18 protein-coding genes are annotated in these 21,081 nt (G+C 63.6%); 8 read left to right on the forward strand and 10 right to left on the reverse strand.

All coding sequences use genetic code 11. The features are described 5' to 3' along the window. Positions 1–8: 8 nt before the first annotated feature. Complete coding sequence (locus QZ634_RS12175; RefSeq protein ID WP_291988685.1) at positions 9–1,253, forward strand: multifunctional CCA addition/repair protein; 1,245 nt, start codon at positions 9–11, stop codon at positions 1,251–1,253. Between the two features lie 99 nt (positions 1,254–1,352). On the opposite strand, the gene QZ634_RS12180 is transcribed toward QZ634_RS12175, so the two are convergent. Then, positions 1,353–2,510: an SAM-dependent methyltransferase gene (locus QZ634_RS12180; RefSeq protein ID WP_291988745.1), complete on the reverse strand. Its 1,158-nt coding sequence runs from the start codon at positions 2,508–2,510 to the stop codon at positions 1,353–1,355. An 87-nt stretch (positions 2,511–2,597) separates the two neighbouring features. Continuing rightward, entirely contained in the window at positions 2,598–3,446 is an 849-nt protein-coding gene (locus QZ634_RS12185) for a hypothetical protein (RefSeq protein WP_291988688.1), read from the reverse strand. Between the two features lie 126 nt (positions 3,447–3,572). On the opposite strand from QZ634_RS12185, the gene QZ634_RS12190 reads away from it, so the two are divergent. The 3 genes from QZ634_RS12190 to QZ634_RS12200 are packed head-to-tail and all read left to right on the forward strand — an operon-like array spanning position 3,573 to position 6,130. Continuing rightward, positions 3,573–4,310, forward strand: coding sequence for a pteridine reductase (locus QZ634_RS12190; protein ID WP_291988689.1), 738 nt, complete (start codon positions 3,573–3,575; stop codon positions 4,308–4,310). Positions 4,311–4,337: 27 nt separating this feature from the next. Next, a complete protein-coding gene (gene ttcA, locus QZ634_RS12195; protein ID WP_291988691.1) occupies positions 4,338–5,222 on the forward strand; it encodes a tRNA 2-thiocytidine(32) synthetase TtcA in 885 nt (294 codons plus the stop codon). Further along, entirely contained in the window at positions 5,222–6,130 is a 909-nt protein-coding gene (locus QZ634_RS12200; protein ID WP_291988693.1) for an adenylate/guanylate cyclase domain-containing protein, read from the forward strand. The genes ttcA and QZ634_RS12200 overlap by 1 nt, the downstream gene beginning before the upstream one ends. 80 nt (positions 6,131–6,210) lie before the next feature. On the opposite strand, the gene QZ634_RS12205 is transcribed toward QZ634_RS12200, so the two are convergent. After that, complete coding sequence (locus QZ634_RS12205; RefSeq protein WP_291988695.1) at positions 6,211–6,921, reverse strand: ComF family protein; 711 nt, start codon at positions 6,919–6,921, stop codon at positions 6,211–6,213. A gap of 93 nt (positions 6,922–7,014) precedes the next feature. Between QZ634_RS12205 and bioB the strand changes: the two genes are divergently transcribed. Continuing rightward, on the forward strand, positions 7,015–8,004 hold the full coding sequence (gene bioB / locus QZ634_RS12210) for a biotin synthase BioB (RefSeq protein ID WP_291988697.1): 990 nt from the start codon (positions 7,015–7,017) through the stop codon (positions 8,002–8,004). Positions 8,005–8,010: 6 nt separating this feature from the next. Next, on the forward strand, positions 8,011–8,898 hold the full coding sequence (gene bioC / locus QZ634_RS12215; protein WP_291988699.1) for a malonyl-ACP O-methyltransferase BioC: 888 nt from the start codon (positions 8,011–8,013) through the stop codon (positions 8,896–8,898). 65 nt (positions 8,899–8,963) lie between these two features. On the opposite strand, the gene ilvN is transcribed toward bioC, so the two are convergent. The 5 genes from ilvN to QZ634_RS12240 all read right to left on the reverse strand — a co-directional run bounded on the left by ilvN (position 8,964) and on the right by QZ634_RS12240 (position 14,239). Beyond that, positions 8,964–9,272: an acetolactate synthase small subunit gene (gene ilvN / locus QZ634_RS12220; RefSeq protein WP_043562716.1), complete on the reverse strand. Its 309-nt coding sequence runs from the start codon at positions 9,270–9,272 to the stop codon at positions 8,964–8,966. A gap of 5 nt (positions 9,273–9,277) precedes the next feature. Then, positions 9,278–10,960, reverse strand: a complete 1,683-nt coding sequence (ilvB, locus tag QZ634_RS12225; RefSeq protein WP_291988701.1) for an acetolactate synthase large subunit — start codon at positions 10,958–10,960, stop codon at positions 9,278–9,280. 389 nt (positions 10,961–11,349) lie between these two features. Continuing rightward, positions 11,350–12,636: a cation:proton antiporter gene (locus QZ634_RS12230; RefSeq protein WP_291988703.1), complete on the reverse strand. Its 1,287-nt coding sequence runs from the start codon at positions 12,634–12,636 to the stop codon at positions 11,350–11,352. Between the two features lie 399 nt (positions 12,637–13,035). Then, on the reverse strand, positions 13,036–13,467 hold the full coding sequence (locus QZ634_RS12235) for a CBS domain-containing protein (protein WP_043562712.1): 432 nt from the start codon (positions 13,465–13,467) through the stop codon (positions 13,036–13,038). Positions 13,468–13,603: 136 nt separating this feature from the next. Further along, a complete protein-coding gene (locus tag QZ634_RS12240; protein WP_043562711.1) occupies positions 13,604–14,239 on the reverse strand; it encodes a c-type cytochrome in 636 nt (211 codons plus the stop codon). Between the two features lie 122 nt (positions 14,240–14,361). Here QZ634_RS12240 and yihA point away from each other — a divergent pair, with 122 nt between their 5' ends. Both yihA and hemB read left to right on the forward strand, forming a co-directional pair. Further along, positions 14,362–15,072, forward strand: a complete 711-nt coding sequence (gene yihA, locus QZ634_RS12245) for a ribosome biogenesis GTP-binding protein YihA/YsxC (protein WP_291988705.1) — start codon at positions 14,362–14,364, stop codon at positions 15,070–15,072. A 192-nt stretch (positions 15,073–15,264) separates the two neighbouring features. Continuing rightward, positions 15,265–16,281 carry a porphobilinogen synthase gene (hemB, locus tag QZ634_RS12250; RefSeq protein ID WP_291988707.1) on the forward strand — a complete coding sequence of 339 codons (1,017 nt, stop codon included), beginning with the start codon at positions 15,265–15,267 and terminating at the stop codon, positions 16,279–16,281. Here the strand turns inward: hemB and QZ634_RS12255 are convergent. Then, on the reverse strand, positions 16,274–17,362 hold the full coding sequence (locus QZ634_RS12255) for an acyltransferase (protein WP_291988709.1): 1,089 nt from the start codon (positions 17,360–17,362) through the stop codon (positions 16,274–16,276). The genes hemB and QZ634_RS12255 overlap by 8 nt on opposite strands. A 6-nt stretch (positions 17,363–17,368) precedes the next feature. Then, the gene (locus QZ634_RS12260) at positions 17,369–20,977 is read right to left on the reverse strand and encodes a PAS domain S-box protein (RefSeq protein ID WP_291988711.1); all 3,609 of its coding nucleotides are present in this window, start codon (positions 20,975–20,977) and stop codon (positions 17,369–17,371) included. Between the last annotated feature and the right edge of the window lie 104 nt (positions 20,978–21,081).

Genomic DNA, 21,081 nt, shown 5'->3' on the forward strand with positions numbered 1-21,081 from the left:
GCGTCCTGATGGAGATCTTCACCGTCGGCGGCGCCATCCGCGACGAGCTGCTCGGCCTGCCGGTTCAGGATCGTGATTACGTCGTCGTCGGCGCCTCACCCGAGGATATGCTCGCCCGCGGCTTCAAGCCCGTCGGCAGGGATTTCCCCGTTTTCCTGCACCCGCAGTCGCACGCGGAATATGCGCTGGCGCGGACCGAACGCAAGACGGGCCGCGGCTACAAGGGCTTTGCTTTTCGTGCCGCACCGGAAGTCAGCCTGAGCGAGGATCTGGCGCGCCGCGATCTGACCATCAACGCCATTGCGCGCAGTGCCGATGGGATGCTCATCGACCCCCATCGCGGTGTCGATGATCTGGCCGCCCGCGTACTGCGCCACGTCGGCCCGGCTTTCGTCGAGGACCCGGTGCGCGTTCTTCGCCTTGCCCGCTTTGCCGCTCGCTTCACCGCTTTTACGGTGGCCCCGGAAACCATGGCCCTGGCGCAAGAAATGGTCGCCAGCGGCGAGCTCGACCACCTGGTCCCCGAACGCGTCTGGCAGGAACTGGCCAAGGGTCTGCTGGAAGAAAAACCGTCGCGGATGTTCGACGTACTGCGCGAATGCGGCGCGCTGCGCCGACTGCTGCCCGAACTGGACCGCCTTTACGGCGTGCCGCAACGTGCCGAGATGCACCCGGAAATCGATACCGGCGTGCATGTCATGATGGTCGTCGATCGATCGGCGCAGCGCGGCTGCACGCTACCGGTGCGCTTCGCCGTATTGCTCCACGATCTCGGCAAGGGCGACACGGCTGCTGCCGACTTGCCACGCCATCCGGGTCACGAAGTGCGTAGTGTCGAACTGGCGAACGCGGTGTGCAAGCGCCTCAGAGTGCCGGTCGAGTGCCGGGATCTGGCGCTCCTCGTGGCGCGCCATCACGGCGACATTCATCGCGCCGGGCAACTGGCGGCAGCGGAGATAGTCACGCTGCTCGAAAACACCGACGCCTTGCGCCGCCCCGAGCGCTTCGAGCAGCTGCTCGAAGCCTGCACCTGCGACTTTCAGGGTCGCCTGGGCTGGCAGGACGCCGCCTATCCGGCAGCGCTACTTCTTCGCCAGGCCCTGCTGCTGGCACGCGGCATCGATGCCGCGGCGATTGCCCGCAGCTGCCCGGAACCCGCCGAGATCGGCGCGCGGATACACGCCGCACGCGTGGCCGCTCTGGCACCACTCGTGAAGCCCGCGGCCGAGAGTGCGCAGGTGCAGCGCACGTAGTCGGCCAGAGCCTGCCAGCAGGCAAGCAGCAGCGCGAGCCATGCCGGGGACAGGGGCAAGGCGCCACCGACGACAGCTCGACGGCACCAACGGGGGGATTCAGAGGGTCCGGCTGCGGTCGCCGCTGGCAAAGCCGAGCAGTGGCTCGGCAATGCCTTTGCCAAGCGCCATCACCTTGAACAACTCGCCCATTTCCGCCGGTGAAACCAGCTTGTTGGCAGCACTGGCGAGTGGCAGGTAGCGCCGCGCATCACTGCTTGGCGTTCGTGCGAGAACCGCAGCCAGGCCACAGTCAAGGAGGAAGCTCGACTGCGTGCCATAGCCCAGCAAGTCCAGTCCAGCCGAACAAGCGCTTTCGACGATCGCCGTGAAATCGACATGCGCGGTGATGTCCTGCAAACCAGGTAGATAGAAAGGCTCGCCGTGGGCGTGGTGGCGGTAGTGGCACATCAGCGTGCCGGCGCTGCGTTGCGGATGGTAGTACTCGCGGCGCGGAAAACCGTAGTCAATCAGCAACAGGGCGCCGCACCCGAGGCGTGCTGCCCACTCCGCGACCCAGGCACCTGCGGCCAGCGAAACCTCGCTCAGGTAGCCGGGTGGCATTGCGCATTCGGCGGCCAGTGCCAGTGCCCGCTCGCGCAGCCTGCCGCTGGCCGGGCGATCGACCCAGGCAAACTGCCCGTGGGTGACGGCGACTCCGCGCTCTGCGACGCCCGTCTCGTTCCAGACGACGAGGTGCACCGGCATCGCATCGAGCACTTCGTTGGCCAGCACCAGCCCAGCGAAGCGCTCGGGCAGGCGCTCGAGCCAGGACACCCGCGACAGCAGATGCGGCACCTGGGCGGCAATCACCTGGCGCTGGCGCGCCTGCAGTTCGCCGGACAGTTCGAGAATGGCGTAGCTTTCGGGAAGCCCTCCACGCAACTCGAGTTCGCGCAGCAGGTCGGCTGCCAGTTGGCCGCTGCCGGCGCCAACTTCGATGATCTGCGGAGCGCTGAGCGCGAGGATCTGTCGCACCTGCGCGGCGAGCGTCTGGGCAAAAACCGGAGAGAGTTCCGGAGCGGTGACAAAATCGCCCGCCGCACCAAACTTGTGGGCACCGCCTGAGTAGTAGCCCTTCGCCGGCGCGTAGAGCGCAAGGTCCATGAAGCGATCAAAGCCGATCCAGCCACCGCCCGCGTCGATCTCACGGACAAGATGATCGCTGAGCGCGGCGCTGAAGGCCAGCGCCTCGCTCGTCGGCGCGGGTAATGTCATGTCGGCGGCCAGCGAAGGCGGAGCAAGGCGACGATCGAACACAGGCGCTTCACTGCCGGATGCCTCGCCGTCCAGTCGGTCGACGGCTCAGTTCTGGGCAGCCACGAAGCGCACTTGTCCGTACAACTCCGGGTGGGTCATCGCCAGCCAATGCTCAGCCTCTGACTGGGCTCGCTCCCAGGTCGCAGCACGCAAGGCAACGAACTGCGTTTGGCCATTTTCCAGCGCCCATTCGAGGGTATAGGAGTTGAAGCCGCCACGCCCTTGCAGATGGATCTCGCGCGTCAAACTCGGCAGCTCGCGACGTAACTCCGCGCTGTCGTTGGCCAACAGCAGCAGGCGGAACCTGGGCCCCTTCCCCTGGTGCTGCACCACGCACTCCTGTTTCTCGGTGTCTTCCTCGAGGACCTGCCACTCGCTGCAGCCTTCAATGATCGCACCCATCGGCAGGCCGGCTTCATCGCGAACGATCTCGGCACTGACCAGCTGCGTTCCTGTGCCCCCTTCGACGAGTTCGTGCCATGGCAAACCCTGCCGGGTAGGCGGTGGAAATGGCAGCGCATGCTTGCCCTGGCGAATACGCGCAAACAGCGAGGACTTCCTGACGTCTTCGAGATCAATCGCCGGAAACGCCGAACGCGGCTGAGAACGGAAGTTGCCGGCCCCCATGTAACCGACCTCCCAGAGCGTTCTCAGCCACTCGGCGGTGTCCAGGGCGACCTGCGCCATCTGCTCGTCAAACTCGCGCTCGCCCTCTTCCTGCTGCTGTCCGCCGCTTGCCTGCCCGGCCAGCAGTTCACCCTCATGGGCGCGCGCGCGCAGCAACTCCTGAAACAGGCGGGCGACCCATTCGGCATCGTCTGCCGCCAACTGCTCGATGCGCTCCGCCAGAATCATCAGATCGTCGGCGTCAAGCGCCTGGTCCATTTTGCTCATCGTTCTTTTCCCAAGTCTCTCCACCCGCAGTCTACCGCGGTGACGCCAGAACGGGTTGTTTTTCCCGAAGCAGGGGCAATAATCCGTTAAAATCATATCTTTGTTGGTGCCGGCCTGGAATGGGAGATGAGTGGAAAAACGATACTGGTGACCGGTGCGGCCCGGCGGCTGGGCAGTGCGATAGCCCGCGAAATGCACGCCACCGGCGCCAATCTGATGCTCCATTATCGTCAGGCGTCGGCTGCCGCCGCGGCACTGGCCAGCGAACTGAACGCCATCCGGCCGTCTTCGGCAGCCTGCCTGCAGGCGGACCTGCTGGACGTCGAGGCCTTGCCCGTGCTGGTCGCCAATACGGTCGCGCAATTCGGCCGTCTCGATGCCCTGGTGAACAACGCGTCGAGCTTCTTTCCGACGCCCCTGGGCAAGATCGACCTGGCAAGCTGGGACGACCTCATTGGCAGCAATCTGAAAGCCCCCCTGTTCCTGACGCAGGCAGCCGCGCCGCACCTGATGGCTGCGCAGGGGGCGGTGGTCAATATCACCGACATTCATGCCGAACGCCCGCTGAGCGGTTATCCGCTGTACTGCGCGGCGAAAGCGGGGCTGCTTGGCCTGACGCGCGCCCTGGCCATCGAAATGGCACCACAGGTGCGGGTCAACGCGGTAGCGCCGGGGCCGATCCTGTGGCCGGATAGCGACGTTTTCGACAGCGCAGCGCGCGAGGACATCGTCGCGCACACCCTGCTGCAGCGCGCCGGCTGCCCGCGGGACATCGCCCGCGCAGTGCGCTACCTGCTGGAGGACGCGGACTACATCACTGGCCAGGTGATCAACGTGGATGGCGGTCGCACCGCACATCTGTAACTGGTCACGCCGTTGGAGAGGAAACTGGTGGAACAATCGAACACCTTGCAGCGCCTGAGGAGGCGTCTGGAGAGCAATACCGGCAAAGCGATCGCCGATTACAGGATGATCGACGACGGCGACACCGTTCTGGTCTGCATTTCCGGCGGCAAGGACTCCTATACGCTGCTCTCCGTCCTGATGGCCTTGCGCGAGCGGGCGCCGGTCGATTTCCGGCTGATCGCCATGAACCTCGACCAGAAGCAACCGGGCTTCCCGGCCGAGGTCCTGCCCGGCTATCTGGCAAAGCTGGGTGTCGACTATCGAATCGTCGAACAGGACACCTATTCGATCGTCAGAAGCAAGATTCCCGAGGGCAAGACGACCTGCTCGCTGTGTTCTCGCCTGCGCCGCGGCGTCATCTATCGAACCGCCAAGGAAGTCGGTGCGAACAAGATTGCCCTCGGCCATCATCGCGACGACATCGTCCATACGCTGTTCCTCAACCTTCTCTTCGCCGCGCGGCTCAAGGCAATGCCCCCAAAACTGCTGACCGACGACGGCGCGTACGTGGTCATCCGACCGCTTGCCTATTGCAGCGAAAAAGACATTGCGCGTTTTGCCCGCGGCATGGCTTACCCGATCATCCCGTGCAACCTCTGTGGCTCGCAGGACAATCTGCAGCGCCAGAAGATCCGCGAGATGATGGCCGGCTGGGACCAACGCTTTCCGGGACGCACCGAGGCCGTTTTTTCCGCGCTGCAGAAAGTCGTTCCCTCGCACCTGGCAGACCAGACGCTGTTCGATTTCCAGGGTCTACGTCCAGGGGGTGATCCGGCGACCATGGATGGCGGCGATCTGGTCTTCGATCCGACACCGCTCGGCGAAATACTGCCCAGCCTGAAAGGCGTACCGCTGGCGGTGCGCGCGTGATGAGCGACAAGGAAAGGATGCTTTCGGTACTGATTGCCGCCATCTCCGGAAGCTCGAAATTGTTCGAAAAACGGGGCGGCGCGGAAGCTGAGCACGCCGTCGAGCGTTGCCGGAAGCGTGTGGCGCGAGGCGTTGAGGGCTTCCGTGGGCGGCTCGCGAAAAGCGGCAAGCGCGATGTGCTCACGGCTCTCTTCGACAACGCCGATGACGCCTGCCAGGCCGCCATCGCCATGCAGCGGCGGGTGGCCGACCTGCCTCCGGTGTCCGGTGTCCAACTGGCAATCCGCGTTGGTTTTCATCACGGCCAGGTGCGCGAGGACGATGCGGGCGCTCATGGTGAAGGGGCAAGCATCGCCGAGTTCCTTGCCAATCTGGCCAGCGCCGGTCAGACCCTGACCAGCGGCGCGACCAGATCTCTGCTCTCCGCTCCATTGCAATCGGCGACGCGTTGCCTGCAGGAGCAAGCCGAAAACAGCCTGTCAACGGGCGACGAGGTATTCGAAGTGGTGTGGCTCGAGGCCAAGACAAGAGCGGGCAAGACGGGCATTGCAGAGGCAGCGCCCGCGGCAGCGCCATCCAGGGACAGCGGGCGCTTGTGCATACGCTATGGCGGCCAGATCAAAGTGCTCGACAAGACGCGATTACGCGTCGACATGGGCCGTGATGCGAACTGCGGGATCACCATTCGCGACCGCCGCGCGTCGCGCAATCACGCGACAATCGAGCGGCGAGGCGAGCACTTCGTGCTCAGCGATCTGAGCACCAATGGCACTTTCGTAACCGTTAACGGCGAGAGCGAGCTGTTTCTGAGGTGTGAGGAATTCGTCCTGCGCGGCAGTGGAATCATCGCCTTCGCTGCCTCGGCGAGCAGCCCGGCGGCAGACGTTGCCGAGTTCGAGCATCTCTGAGCAGGGCCGGCAGCCAGCAGGCGCTGGGGGGGAGCGTTTTCCAGACCGGTCGTCGCGGCGCCCCTGGCAGCGCGATCCGCTCAGACCGGCGGCAAAGCGCGCGCCAGGACCAGCAGCGTCACCCGTTCTGCGCCACGCAAACGCACGATGCGGGCTAGTTCGTCGAGAGAGGCGCCGGTGGTCATTACATCGTCGATCAGCAACAGACGCTGGCCCGTGAAATCCGCTGCGCACTGGAAGGCGCCGCGGACGTTGCTGACCCGTTCCCGCCAGGGCAGATCGGCTTGCGCAGGAGTGTGCCGGATGCGCCTGCAGCTCTGCCGATCGATCGGAATTCGCCAGGCTTTGCTAACCGGACGCGCCAGCTCGAGCGCTTGATTGAAGCCGCGCGCGCGCAGGCGCAGCGGATGTAGCGGCACGGGAATGATCAGGTCCGCGCAAGCGCTTCCCGGCAGTGCGACAAGCTGGCGGCCGAAGTAGCGGCCCAGAGCAAGGCGATGGCCGTACTTGAACGACTGCACCAGCTTGTCGAGCGGAAAGGCGTAGCGAAACGCCGCCAGGGTCAGATCGTAGCCTGGTGGCTTGGCCAGGCAGCGGCCGCAGACCTCGCCACCCGGCACCGGCAGGGCGCAGCGCGGACAGCATGGCGCGGGCAGATGCGGCAAGTCGGCCTCGCAGGCCGGGCAAAGTGGACTGGCGCCGCTGGTCGCTCCGCACAACAGGCAATCCTGCGTTAGCAGTCCTGCGCACGATCTGAGGATCCGTCTGGCTGTTTGAGTTAAGATTGGCATCCTCGGAGGGCTCGTGGCAAATCCATGGATGGATGAATGAATGAATCCGTGGCACAACGGGCCTCAAATTACCCCAACCCATAGGTCTAGCCAATGAACGCAATTCCTCAAGCCGCGACACTTAGCCCGGATCGCGCCGTTTCGACCCCAGCAGGCAAGTGGTCGGTCGCCGATGTCGAAGCACTTTACCAGCTTCCCTTGATGGATCTGCTGTTTCGCGCGCAACAGGTGCACCGCGAAAACTTCAACGCCAACGAGATTCAACGCTCGACGCTGCTGTCGGTAAAGACCGGCGGCTGTTCGGAGGATTGCGGCTATTGCTCGCAGGCGGCGCGCTACAGCACCGGCACCGAACGTGAAGCCCTGATGCCGCTCGACGAAGTGATCGCCGCCGCACAGGCCGCCAAGGACAAGGGCGCCTCGCGCTTCTGCATGGGCGCCGCATGGCGGGGCCCGAAAGACAAGGACCTGGCCAAGGTCACGGAGATGATTCGCACCGTCAAGAGCATGGGTCTGCAGACCTGCGTCACCCTGGGCATGCTCAAGGACGGGCAGGCCGACGAGCTCAAGGACGCCGGCCTCGACTACTACAACCACAATCTGGATACCGACGCTTCCTTCTACGGACAGGTGATCACCACCCACAAGCACGCCGACCGGATCGACACCCTCGGGCAGGTGCGCGCGGCAGGAATCAAGGTCTGCTCGGGCGGCATCATCGGCATGGGCGAGTCGCGCCGCAACCGCGCCGCGCTGATCGTTCAGCTCGCCAACCTCAATCCACCGCCCGAATCAGTACCGATCAACAACCTGGTGCCGATCCCCGGTACGCCAATGGCCCACGTCGCGCCGGTCGACAGCTTCGAGTTCGTGCGTACCCTGGCTGCCGCGCGGATCACCATGCCCACGAGCTTCGTGCGCCTGTCGGCGGGTCGCCAGGAAATGTCCGACGAGTTGCAGGCGCTTTGCTTTCTGGCCGGCGCCAACTCGATCTTCTACGGCGACAAGCTGTTGACCACCGGCAACCCCGAAGCAGACCGCGACGAAGCCCTGTTCGAGAAGCTTGGCCTGCGCCCGATCTAGTCACCGATGAAGGCACCGGCGCAGTTCGTTGATCAGCGCCAGGTGCGACGCAGTTTTGCCCGCGCCGCGGCGACCTACGATGAGGCAGCCGTGCTGCAGCGCGAGATCGGCAGCCGCATGCTGGAAAGACTGGACTACGTGCGCATCGCGCCGCAGCGCATTCTCGATCTCGGCTGCGGCACCGGCGCCAGCCTCACCGCACTGAACGAGCGCTATCCCGGAGCGCTTGTCGTCGGCGCCGATCTCTGCGAAAGCATGCTGCGGGTGAGCCAGGCCAAACGCTCACGCGTGCGCTGGCTGATGCCCTTCCTGCGCAGCCGGCGAACCCCCTTGCTGGTGGCGCAGGCGAGCGCTCTGCCGTTCAAGCCACAGTCGGTCGGCCTGCTCTGGTCGAACCTGATGCTGCACTGGCTTGACGACCCGCTGGCAGCGTTTCGTGAAGCGCACCGGCTGCTCGACGTCGGTGGCTTGCTCATGTTCTCGACCTTCGGGCCGGACACCTTGAAGGAACTGCGCGCCAGCTTCAACGACGGCCAGGTGCACACGCAACGCTTTACCGACATGCACGACTACGGCGACATGTTGCTTGAATGCGGCTTTTCCGACCCGGTGATGGACGCCGAGCTTCTGACCATGACCTATACCAGCTTCGACAAGCTGCTCGCCGATCTGCGCCAGAGCGGCTCGCGCTGCGCGATGCAGGCGCGCAGCCGTGGCCTGACCGGGCGTGCCACTTGGGCCACGGCACGCGCCGCCTACGCGCGGCTTGCTGACGATGGCCGCGTACCGGCAACGCTGGAAGTGGTCTACGGGCACGCCTGGAAGGCACCGCCGAGGAAAACCCCCGACGGGCTGAGCATTGTCCGCTTCGACCCGCAGCAGCGGCTGCGCTGATCCGGCCGCTGGCCACCTAGGCAGGCAAGCGCCCGGCGATCGCCGCCTGCCCTTGCCGGCGCAAGCTAGCGGAAGAACTCCTCGAGGCGGACGAACACCTCGTGCTCGGCGCCGTGCCGGCGCACAGCCAGGACGTCCTCCAGCTTCTCCACCTGCTTGACCATCTGGTCCAGACGCTGGTCCTCATTGACCAGCAACCAGATGCGACTGGTCACGCCGCTGCCCACCGGCATCACCAGGATGCCTTCGACGTTGTACGCGCGGCGCGAGAACAGGCCGACGACGTGGGACATGACGCCAGGGTGGTTGTAGACGTCCAGTTCGAGCACCGTACGCGCCAGCGCCTCATTTTCCGTTCGTGAGATCGAGTTCATAGCGTTCAGCCTCCGATCATGTCTTTGTTGGCGGCACCGGGCGGCACCATCGGCAAAACCTGTTCGTGCATGGCGATGCTGGCGTGAATCAGCATCGGGCCAGGGGTAGACAAGGCGGCGGCCAGCGCTGCGCGCGGATCGCTCGCCGTATCGAGATCAATTGCCGGCACGCCGAAACCCTCGGCGACGCGGACGAAGTCGGGCATTCCCTTGAACTTCGACGCGTAGATGCGCTCGCCGTAGAACAACGTCTGCTGCTGGAAAACCAGGCCCAGCGACGAATTGTTCATCAGCACGATCTTGACATTGACCTTCTCTTCGGCAGCGGTCACCAATTCCTGCACGTTCATCAGAATGCTGCCGTCGCCGGTAAAACAGACCACCGTCCGTTCCGGCTCGGCGAGTGCCGCGCCGATCGCCGCCGGCATTCCGAAGCCCATCGTCCCGAGACCGCCGGAGGTCAGCCACTGGCGCGGCCGGCGCAAGGGGTAGGCTTGCGCCACCCACATCTGATGCTGACCAACGTCGGTGGTGATGGTCGCCTGATCGTCGAGGCAATCGGCGACGGCGCGGATCAAACCGTAAGGCGTACGCGGGTCGTCGACCCCCGGCAGGCGCAGCGGATGCGCCGCCTTCAGGCTGGCCACACGCGCCAGCCATGCCTGCCGCTGTTGTGCCTCAACCGCTGGCAGCAACATCTGCAGCACGGCGTCGACGTCGCCGGCGATGCCGACGTGCGCGGTCTTGATCTTGTCCAGCTCCGAGGGGTCAATGTCGATATGAACGATCTTGGCCTGCGGGCAGAAACCCGCCACCTTGCCGGTCGCACGATCGTCGAAGCGAGCACCGACCGCAATCAGAAGATCGCACTCGTCAAGCGCGAGGTTGGTAAAGCGCGCGCCGTGCATGCCGAGCATGCCGAGCGACAGCGAATGTTCGACCGGCATCGCACCGAGCGCCATCAGCGTCATCACCGTCGGCAAAGCGGCCTTTTCCGCCAGAGCGACGGCTGCTGCGGAGGCGCCCGAATGGACGACCCCACCACCGAGGTAGAGAATGGGCCGGGAGGCCTCGTTGATCATCGCCGCGGCGACGGCGACCCGCTCTGCGGCCGGCGCTGGAACGGGCTCGGCAACGCCGATGGCGGGCCACTCGCCGACCTCGACCAGTTGATTCTGGACGTCCTTCGGAATATCGATCAGGACCGGCCCTGGGCGACCCGAAGCGGCGATCCGGAAAGCGCGCGGAACGACTTCGAGCAGGTCCTCGGCACAATTGACCAGAAAGTTGTGTTTGGTGATCGGAATGCTCAGACCGTAGGTATCGACTTCCTGGAAGGCGTCGGTACCGATCATCGCTCGCGGCACCTGCCCGGTGATGGCCACCAGCGGAATCGAATCAAGCTTGGCGTCGGCAATCGCCGTCAGCAGATTGGTCGCCCCGGGGCCTGAAGAAGCCAGGCATACCGCCGGTGCGCCGGTGGCGCGCGCAATCCCCTGGGCCATGAAGCCACCGCCCTGTTCGTGCCGGGCGAGCACATGATGAATCAGCGCGGACTGCGACAAGGCATCGTAAATGGGCAGAATCGCACCGCCGGGGATACCGGCCAGGGTACGCACGCCCTGTCGTTCGAGCAGGCGCACGACGATCTGTGCACCGCTGAGGGTTTCGAATGTTTGCTTGGCCAAGGGACTCTCCTTCAATTTAATTGCACTGCTGACTTTGCCGGACGTTGCTGCAGAAAAGCAAAACCCCCGCCCGGCTTTCACCGGCGGGGGTTTCTGGAATGAGTTGTCGTTTCTTCCTACGCTTTGACTTGTCTTCTCCTGGCCCTTGCCGGCGTGTCGCCTGGTACGCGTACCAAACGTACGACACCTACGGGAGAGACGCCGACAGCAACAACCAAACAGGCTCCAGAGGGAGCAAGCGAAAAGACATCATGGTCGTGGAATTGCTGCATCGTCGTCAGCTGGCAGTCATTGGGGCGGAGGAGTAATTAGAACCGAGCGCCGGGAATAATGCAAGCCTTGCAAGGGATCAAGCGTGCCGGGAATGCACCGCCGTCACGCCGACCCGCTCAGGCGCGCTCGCGGACGTCATCCCGGCCCTGCTCGTCGACTGCTTCGCGTGCGCTGAACAGCGCCTCGTCATCGGGAGGCGGCAAGGGCGGCACGTCGGGGAGACCTGCCAGCGGCACCTGCCGGTTGACCTGATAACTGGCGATCAGAATGAACGCCGACGACGCCAGCACCACGAGCATGATCGAGCCATTGAGGTAGCCGGGCAGCGGGAACGTTTCGCGAACGTGCAGAAAGAGCAGGACGGTGATCAAGCCGCGCGGGGCAATCCACATCAGCGGCCCGGCAGCAGCAGGCCCCAGCATCAGCCGCAACATGACGAAACGGCTACCGTACACCACCGTCAGAACCAGACCCGCGCCGAGCCAGGCTGACGACGAGGTGAGATCGGACAAATCCGTCCAGTAGCCGAGCAGTACGAAGAAGAAGCCGCGCACGACGAAGGTCAGTTCAACGACCAGGGTGCGAAACTCGGACAGCGTCGATTCGTATTCTCTACTCACCCACGCGCGAACCGGCCGGAAGCGGGTAACCAGCGACGGCTTGTTGAGCAACAGGCCCAGGAAGAGCACCATGATCAGCGGCGAGAGATGCAGCAGTTCGCCTGTCGCGTACAAGGCGAACAAGCCGGCCAGCAAGGGCACGAAGCGGATCGGCCCAGACACGCGCAGCAATAGCAGCATCAGCACCAAGGCGCAGAGCAGCGATAGAAGAAGCGACAACATGCCGCCACCGAGCAGCGCCAACAGGGCGCCGCCAACGGTACCATCCGAACCGAGCAGGGAAAAGAAAACCAGGACCCCGATGATGTCCGACATCGAACTTTCGTAGGTAATGAATTCGCGCGCCTTGGGCGGCAGAAAAGTACTACTGGGAATGGCGACCGCGCTGCTGATGACGGCGACCGAGGTCGCCAGCAGAGTCGCCTGCACCGTGCCAAGACCCAGCAGCCAACGCCCGGCCAACGCGAAGCTGACGGTAGCGATGACGAAACCGGCCGTCGCCAGGAGAAAGGTCGCCGCGATGAGGCGCAGGCGTTGGCGTCGCAACTCGATGTCCAGAGCGCCTTCCAGGACGATCAGCACGAGGCCGATAGTGCCGATGATCGGCACCAGGGTGCCGGCCCAGCCCAGCGTCACGCCAAAGGAGTCGAGCATCGGCCGTGCCAGGAGGCCGCTGGCCACCAGAACGATTACCGACGGCACGCCCGAGCGTCGGCAAAGGCGCTCGACAGCGAAAACGATGAGCAGGAAGACGGACGCGCTGAGGATAGTGGGATAGGTCATCGTTCGGATCTGGGATCAAGCCCTCGTCGCCGACAAGGGGCATCGCTGCGCGAAAAGCGGGTAAGGTCAACAAACAAGCGGCAGGGGAAACCCGTGACAGAATCCATCAAGACAGCCGACCTCGCCTGCGCCTTGACGGGTCTCGCGTGCGAGCGGTTTGACCGGCGACAGGAAGTCGTGGCCCCGGCTCGTTCTCGCGAACGTCGCTCGGCGCCAAAGCCAAGACAGCGCCGTCAAGAGGCGTGGAAATCTGCGCTTTGGAAAGGCCTCTGGAAAAGCCGACGAAAGCCCGCTGGACGCGGACAATGCGCCCTCAGAAAAACTGCCTGAAGCGTCCGTCGCCGCTGGCGACCCGCCGGCCTGGCCATGAAAGGCGGCCCAGAAGAGCCGATACGGAGATCAGCCAGCGATGTACTTCTCCATCTGCTGGATGATGAACTGCTGTTCGGAGATCGTTTCCTTGACCACATCGCCGATGGAAACGATGCCCAGAAGTTCGTGCTGCTCATTGAGCACCGGCAGGTGACGAAAATGTCTTTCGGTCATGATCGCCATGCACTCGTCGACGGTCTGGTCGGGGGTCACGTACAACACCTTGTTGCTCATGATCTCGCAAACCTGCGTGTCGCGCGAGGACTTGTCTAACAGGGACACCTTGCGAGCGTAATCGCGCTCCGAAAAAATACCGAGCAGTCGATTCTGGTCGACGACGAGGACCGCACCGACGTTGCGTTCGGCCATCACCTGCAAAGCCTTGAAAACCGAATCGTCCGGTGCGACGGTTGCCAGCACGCCACCCTTGCTGTCGAGGATTTGCTTGAGCGTCTTCATGAAACGTCCTTTCTGGTCAAGAAGTCACGACACCATACTAGAGCGTCTGCCGCCCATTGCCAAGAAAAGCCTGACCGTGATGCGGGTACCCGGAAATCCGCAGCGACGCCAGCGAGAGCGCGGGTAGCCAGAGCGTCTAGCGCAGGCCGGCAACATACTCGGCGACGGCGTTGATCTGCGGGTCGGAGAGTTTGCCGGCAATGACGCGCATCATTTTCTCCGCGTCGTTGGCCCGTTCGTGGCTACGAAAAGTCTTCAACTGGCTCACCGTGTACTCGGCATACTGTCCCGCCAGACGCGGATACTGCACCGGCAAACCAGCACCAGCGGGTCCGTGGCAACCAGCGCACGCGGGGATACCCTTGTCAAAGTCGCCCTTGCGCCAGAGCGCCTGACCTTCGGCAAGCAGCTTCTCGTTGGTCGCCACCGAAGGCGTCATCTTTTGCTGCGAGAAGTACACCGCCAGGCTGCGCATGTCTTCATCCGACAGGGCCGCGACCATGCCACCCATGATCGCGTTGTCACGTACCGGCGGCTTTCCGTCGACCGACTTGAAGTTGCTCAACTGCTTGTACAGATACTGAGGGATCTGGCCGGCAAGGATCGGATTTGCCGACGTCGGACTGTTGCCATCGGCACCGTGGCAAGCAACGCAAAGGCCTTCGGCAATTTCCTTGGCTTTTGCCAGGTCAAGCTGTACAGGCGCCTGCTCTGCCGCGAAGGCGGGCAAACTGGCGGCCAGGAGAAGCGCAACTGCCGTTGTACGAATCATGTCCAAACTCCCGTTGACAACAATGACTGATCTGAGGCCGGCGAAGCCAAGCGACAAACCTGATATTCTATATCAGTTTTCCCTCTGGACGCGCGCCTGTCCATCCACTCGCAGGTTCCCTGATGCCCCTCTTCCAGAAAGCCGCTTTCAGCAAGACCGTTGCCGACTTGCGTGATCTGCCGACCGATTCGCAATGCGAAGTCGCCTTTGCCGGACGCTCGAATGCCGGCAAGTCTTCGGCGATCAACACGCTCGCCAATCACACCCGCCTGGCCTTTGTCTCGAAAACGCCGGGGCGAACGCAGCATCTCAATTACTTCGCGCTCGAACCCGGAAAGTACTTCGTCGACCTGCCAGGCTACGGCTTTGCCAAAGCCCCCGAAGAAATCCGCTCGCAATGGGAAGGCCTGCTGGCGCCGTACCTGCGCCACCGTAACGCGCTCTGTGGCCTGGTCCTGATCATGGACAGTCGCCACCCCCTCACCGAACTCGATTTGCAGATGTTCGCCTGGTTCGCTCCGACCGGCAAACCGATTCACGTCCTGCTGACCAAGGCTGACAAGCTGACCCGCCAGCAACAGACACTGGTCTTTCGCGAGGTACAGGAGGTACTGGGCACGATCGGCGAAAACTTCAGCCTGCAGATGTTTTCTAGCCTGCAGAAATCGGGCGTCAAGGAAGCAGAGGCGATCCTTGGCGACTGGCTTGACCTGCCGCTGCGAGACGAGCCAGCACCCCCCTCCGGACTGGCCAGCGAGAAGAAAGCCCGCCCCAAGAAGCGCGGCGCCATCGGCTGGAGCGCGCGCAGCGGCAGCGCAACCAAGAGTCACTAGTCAAGGCACAAAAAAAGCCCCCGGCAAAGGGGGGCCGGGGGCAACATGCCTTACAGGAATAAGGCACCCGCTCAGGGAGGTGAAGCGGGGGATGGGCAAGCCATCCGCTTGGTAAGAGCGGAGTGGCCGACGATAGTTCCCGGCAAACACATCTTTTCCATCAATCGCATCTATTTGATCTTAGCGAATTCCATGAACTACCAGACAGGCTTCCCGGACACGCGTATGCGCCGCATGCGCCGCGACGACTTTTCCCGCCGCATGATGTGCGAATCGCGGCTGAGCGCCGATGATCTGATCTACCCGGTGTTCGTCCTCGACGGCGTCAACCGCGTCGAGCCAATCGCGTCGATGCCCGGCGTTGAACGGCAAAGCCTGGACCGGCTGCTGAAGACGGCGGAGCAGGCGCTGAAACTGGGTATCCCGGCGCTGGCCCTGTTCCCGGTAATCGACGCGGCGGGCAAGACAGCCGGCGCCGAAGAAGCGTACAACCCGGACGGCCTGGTGCCACGGGTAGTTGCGGCGTTGAAGAAAGAGTTCCCCGGACTGGGGGTGATTACCGACGTTGCCCTCGACCCCTACACCAGCCACGGACAGGACGGCCTGATCGACGCCAACGACCCGACCGGCTATGTCTTGAACGACGAAACGCTCGAAGTGCTCGCCCGACAAGCGCTGGTGCATGCGCAGGCAGGCGCTGACATCGTCGCCCCCTCGGACATGATGGACGGTCGGGTAGCCCGCATCCGTCACGAGCTAGACGCGGCGAGGCAGATTCACACCCGCATCCTGGCGTATTCGGCCAAGTATGCCTCCAGCTTCTACGGCCCGTTCCGAGACGCCGTCGGCTCGGCCGGAAACCTCGGCAAGGGCAACAAACACACCTATCAGATGGACCCGGCGAACAGCGACGAAGCGCTGCGCGAAGTGGCTCTCGACCTCGCCGAAGGGGCCGACATGGTGATGGTCAAACCGGGCATGCCGTACCTCGACATCGTCCGGCGGGTCAAGCAGACATTCCAGGTGCCGACCTACGCGTATCAGGTGAGCGGCGAATACGCGATGCTCAAGGCAGCCGCTCAGAACGGCTGGCTGGACGAAAAGGCATGCGTTCTCGAGAGCCTTCTGGCCTTCAAGCGGGCGGGGGCCGACGGCATCCTGAGCTACTTCGCGCTGACCGCGGCCGCCTGGTTGAAAACCTCTAGGTGAGACGCGGCGCGACACGAAAGCCGCGGAACCCGCGCTGCGCGGGACTTTCGACAAAGCGATAGAACAGCCCGCCGGCCAGCAGGCTCGCCGCCCAGGCGAGCATGATGCCGGCCAGATTGAGCCACGGGTCAGCCACGCCGGCGCGAGCAAACAGCCCGTTGATGATCAGACAGACAGGGAAGTGGATCAGGAACACCGAGTAGGAGATCTGCCCAAGGTAAGCGAACAGCGACGACCTCGGCCAGCGCGCCAGAAAGCCGTAGCGGCTCGCCAGGCCGATCGCCAGAGCCACCACCAGTGCCACAGCGATACGCGAACGATAGTCAAACAGCAGAGCAGTGACCACGGCGACGACGATCAGCAACAGCCATCGCACAGCGTGCTTCGCGCGCGCCGCCCAGTAGCTCAGCGCGCCGAGCGCATACGAACCGAAGAAATACAGCGCCCAGCTGTCCCACGCGGCGTCACGGTTGAAGTGATACAACGAAAGCAGTGCCACGGTGGCGACCAGCAACGCACCGACAAGTGCAGTTCCGGCGACGCCACCACCGACACCGCGCGCCAGCCAGAGAATCACCAGCAATAGAGAAAACAACTGAAAATCGATGGCCACGTACCAGACGCCCGCCGACAGACCGTCATAACCCAGGACGCCCTGCAGAAGCAGCGCGTGGGCCAGCAACTGCGCCAGCGTCGGCTGTTCCGGAACAGATTCATGAGTCATCAAGGTGCGGGCAAGGGCGGCGCAGACGATGCCGATCAGCAAGGCCGCGAGGTAGGGAACGGCCAGTTTCAGGTAGCGTTTCAGGAGCAGCCGCAGCGGCTGGCTCGACACCAGCGTACCGGTCGGAGCAAGGCTGCGCGCGGCAAGGAAACCGCCAATCACCAGAAACACCTGCACCACCGCGCGCGCGTGCTGACTCAACCAGGAAAGCAGCTCCGGAATCAACGCGTAGGCGTGGTCCGACATCGGTCCATAGAACGCCAGGTGATGGAGGACGATCAACTGCAGCGCGACGGCCTTCAGCGCATCGATGAATGGCAAACGGGAGCCTGCTGCCGGGAAACTTGCTTCAGCCATCTCGCTTCAGCCCTCGAGGAAGCGCTGCCGGTACTCGTCGAGGGGCATTGGCCTGCCACGCAGATAACCCTGCATCTCGTCACAGCCCTCGCCGGCCAGGAAATCGCGCTGCGCCTCGCTCTCGACGCCTTCGGCGATCACCGTCAGTTGCAGGCTGTGGGCAAGGGCGATCACTGCGCGGGTGATCGCCCGGTCCTCGGCGTCGTCTGGCAAGCCGCGAACAAAACTCTGGTCGATCTTCAGCTTGTTGAGGGGCAGACGCTTCAGGTAGGCGAGCGACGAATAGCCCGTTCCGAAGTCGTCAATCACCAGACCGAGCCCCATCGCCCGCAGCGCATCAAGGACCTGAACGCTGCTTTCGGCCTGGGTCATGATCGCACTTTCCGTAATTTCCAACTCCAGAAACTGGGCCGGCAGCTGCGAGGATTCCAGCGTCTTGCAGGCGGTTTCCTGGATTCGACCGCGCTGGAACTCGACGCCGGAGACGTTGACCGACAACACGCCCGGCTTGAAGCCCGCGGTGAGCCAGGCCGCCCACTGGCACGCGGCGGTGTGTTGGACCCATTCGCCGATCGGGACAATCAGCCCCGACTCCTCGGCAAGCTTGATGAACTCTCCCGGCATCACCAGCCCCAGTTCGGGGCGCAGCCAGCGGACCAGCGCCTCGGCGCCGACCAGCTCGCCGCCGGCCAGCGAGAACTGGGGTTGCAGGAAGACGCGCAACTCGCCGCGATCGATGGCCCGCCGCAAATCGGTCTCCATCTGCAGGCGGGCCAGCGACGACTGGGTCAGCTCCTTGGTAAAAAACTCATAGGTATTGCGGCCGCGCTCCTTGGCCCGGTACATGGCGACGTCGGCATTCTTCATCAGCGTTTCGGCGTCGCCGCCATCGTGAGGGAAGAGGCTGATCCCGATGCTGGCACCAACGTAGAACTCGTGCTCGACGGTCACCGGCGAGTCCTGCAAGAGGCCGAGAATCCTGTCCGCAATGTGCGAAACGGCCGCCGGATCGCCGAGATCTTCGATGATGATCAGAAACTCGTCGCCGCCGAGGCGACCAACGGTATCCGCTTCACGCCGCAGTCGGGTCAAGCGTCGCGCCACTTCACAGAGAACGCGATCGCCGACCTGATGACCGAGGGTATCGTTGATGTTCTTGAAACGATCGAGGTCGACAAACAGCACCGCCAGTCCGCGCTCGTCACGGTGAGCACGCTGCAGCGCCTTGTGCAGGCGATCGCCCAGCAACAGCCGATTGGGCAAGCCGGTGAGCGGATCGTGATGCGCCTGATGGTCGAGCTGATCGTGCGCCTTGCGCAATTCGGTAATGTCGGAGAAGACGCCAACGTAATGGGTCACCCGATCCTGCGGGTCCTTCACGGCGCTGATCGTGAGCGACTCCAGAAACGCCTGTCCGTCCTTGCGCCGGTTCCACAGCTCGCCCCGCCAACGCCCGCAAGTGTGCAGTGTCCGCCACATCTCGCGGTAGAAATCCTGGTCCTGAAGTCCCGACTGCAGGATGCGCGGGTTGCCGCCCACGACATCGTCCTCGCTGTAACCGGTGATTTCTGTAAACGCACGGTTGACGGCGATGATTTCTCCGTTCGGGGAGGTGATGGTGATGCCTTCGGCACTGCTGTCGAAAACCGTCGCCGCCTGCTGGAGGCGCTGCTCCATGCGCTTGCGGTCGGTCACGTCGAGCATGATGCCAACCAGACCGCACGCCACTTCGTCAGACATGCCGTAGATCGCCTTGTGAAAAACGACGTCACGATAGTTTCCGTCGGCGCGCAGCACCTGCGTTTCGTAGACCTGCGAACCCGAACGCTGGAAGAGCTCTTCGTCAGCCGCCATATAGCGGTTGGCGAGCTCGCGCGGCGCGACGTCGTAGACCGTCGCGCCGACCACTTCCCGGCGCGACTTGCCGATCATTTCGAGGAAGGCCTGATTGCAGCCGAGGTAGCGGCCTTGACGATTCTTGTAGAACACCGGCCCCGGGATGGCCTCGACCAGTTGGTGCATGAAGTCGAGCTGTTGCGATAGCTCGTGAGTCCGTTCGGCGACACGCTGTTCGAGTTCGAGATGGCTTTGCCGTAGCGCTTCCTGGGCGGCCCGATGCGCGGTCACATCCTCGTGTGTCCAGATCCAGGTCTGGCGAGCATCCCCGTCGTCTATCGTACGACCGATGATATGGACCCAGATCGGCGCACCGTCGCGGCGAGAGAAGAGAAACTCCCCGTCAAAGGAGTCGCTTCCTGCCGCATCGCCATAGACCTCCCGTCCGGCATCTTCCCAGGCCTTCTCGGTGGCAAAAAGAATGCGCGTCGATTGCCCCGTCATTGCGCCAACGGGATAACCGAAGATCTCCTCGAAACGGCGATTGCAGCGCCAGATCGTGCGCTCGCGCTGATAAGAAATGCCGATCATCGCGTTGTCGAAGATCAGCTGTTGCTCCCAGAGGCTTTCGACGAGCGCCTCCTCGGCTGCGCGGCGCGCGGTGATGTCCTGGAACAGCCAGACGTGACCTTGGTCATGGTTTTCCGGGTCGAGCAGGCTACCGGTGACCTGGCACCAGATCGGCGCGCCATCGGCCTTGCAATACTCGATCTCGCCGATGAAAGTCCCGCCCGCGCCGCTGCCGCGGACAACGCGTTCGTCGGCTTCACGCCACGCCAGCTCACTGGCGAAACAGACGCGCATTGACTGGCCGATCAGCTGCCCGGGCAAATAGCCGAAGATCGTCTCGAAACTTGGATTGCAGCGCTGAATGATCCGCTCGCGGACGAAAACGATGCCGATCGGCGCCCGTTCGAAAATCAACGTCTGTTCGCGCAGCAGTGCGTCCATCGCACGGCTCGCCTGACGCTTCTCGGTGACGTCCTCGTACAACCAGATGTAGCCATCCTGGGGCTTCGCCGGATTGATCATGCTGCCGGTGATATGGCTCCAGATCGCCGCTCCGTCGCGGCGGATAAACGTCGTCTCCCCGCGGTAGATGCCGGTCTCGGAAATTGCCGCGTAAGCCTTGCGGCCGGTCTCCAGCCAGGCCTCTTCACTCGGGTAGTAGATACGCGTCAAGCAACCGATCAATTCGTCTGGCTCATAACCCAGGATTTCGGCAAAACGTCGATTGCAGCGCTGGATGGCACGGTCGCGCAGGATGACGATGCCGGTTTCGGCGTTCTGAAAAATGAGCTGCTGCTCGCGCAGCAAGCGTGCGCCCGCTTCGCGTGCGTCCACCTCCTGCGTCACGTCACGCACGATCCACACGGCACCCTGGCCCGGCGCGGCAGGGTCGATCGCGCGGGCGATGAGATGCGCGACAAAGATACTGCCATCGCGGCGCGCCAGTTGCGTTTCGAGATCGAGGATGTCACCGACGCGCAGGGCCGCGCGCGCTTGCCGGCGCAAGGTCTCACACGCCGCGCTATCGGGGTAGAAAACGAGGTCCGGCTGCCCGACAAGCGTCCCCGCCGGCCAGCCAAAAAGCTCCTCGGCGCGGGGGTTGCAGCGGTACACGCGACGATTGCGCGTGCACACCACGGCAATCCCCGAATGCTCGAGGATGGCCTTGTACTCAAGTAGCTGTTGTTCCAGGGAACCGGACTCTCTCATGGCAACCGACGGCAATTGGTGCGGCCAGAGTCTACACGACTGCGGGAGGTCACGGTGGAGCAAGGCTCACGGTGTACAAGAGCTTGGGCAATCACGGTCCTGGC

Origin of the sequence: Candidatus Accumulibacter sp. ACC007, assembly GCF_907163205.1 — a bacterium.
Classification (GTDB): domain Bacteria; phylum Pseudomonadota; class Gammaproteobacteria; order Burkholderiales; family Rhodocyclaceae; genus Accumulibacter; species Accumulibacter regalis.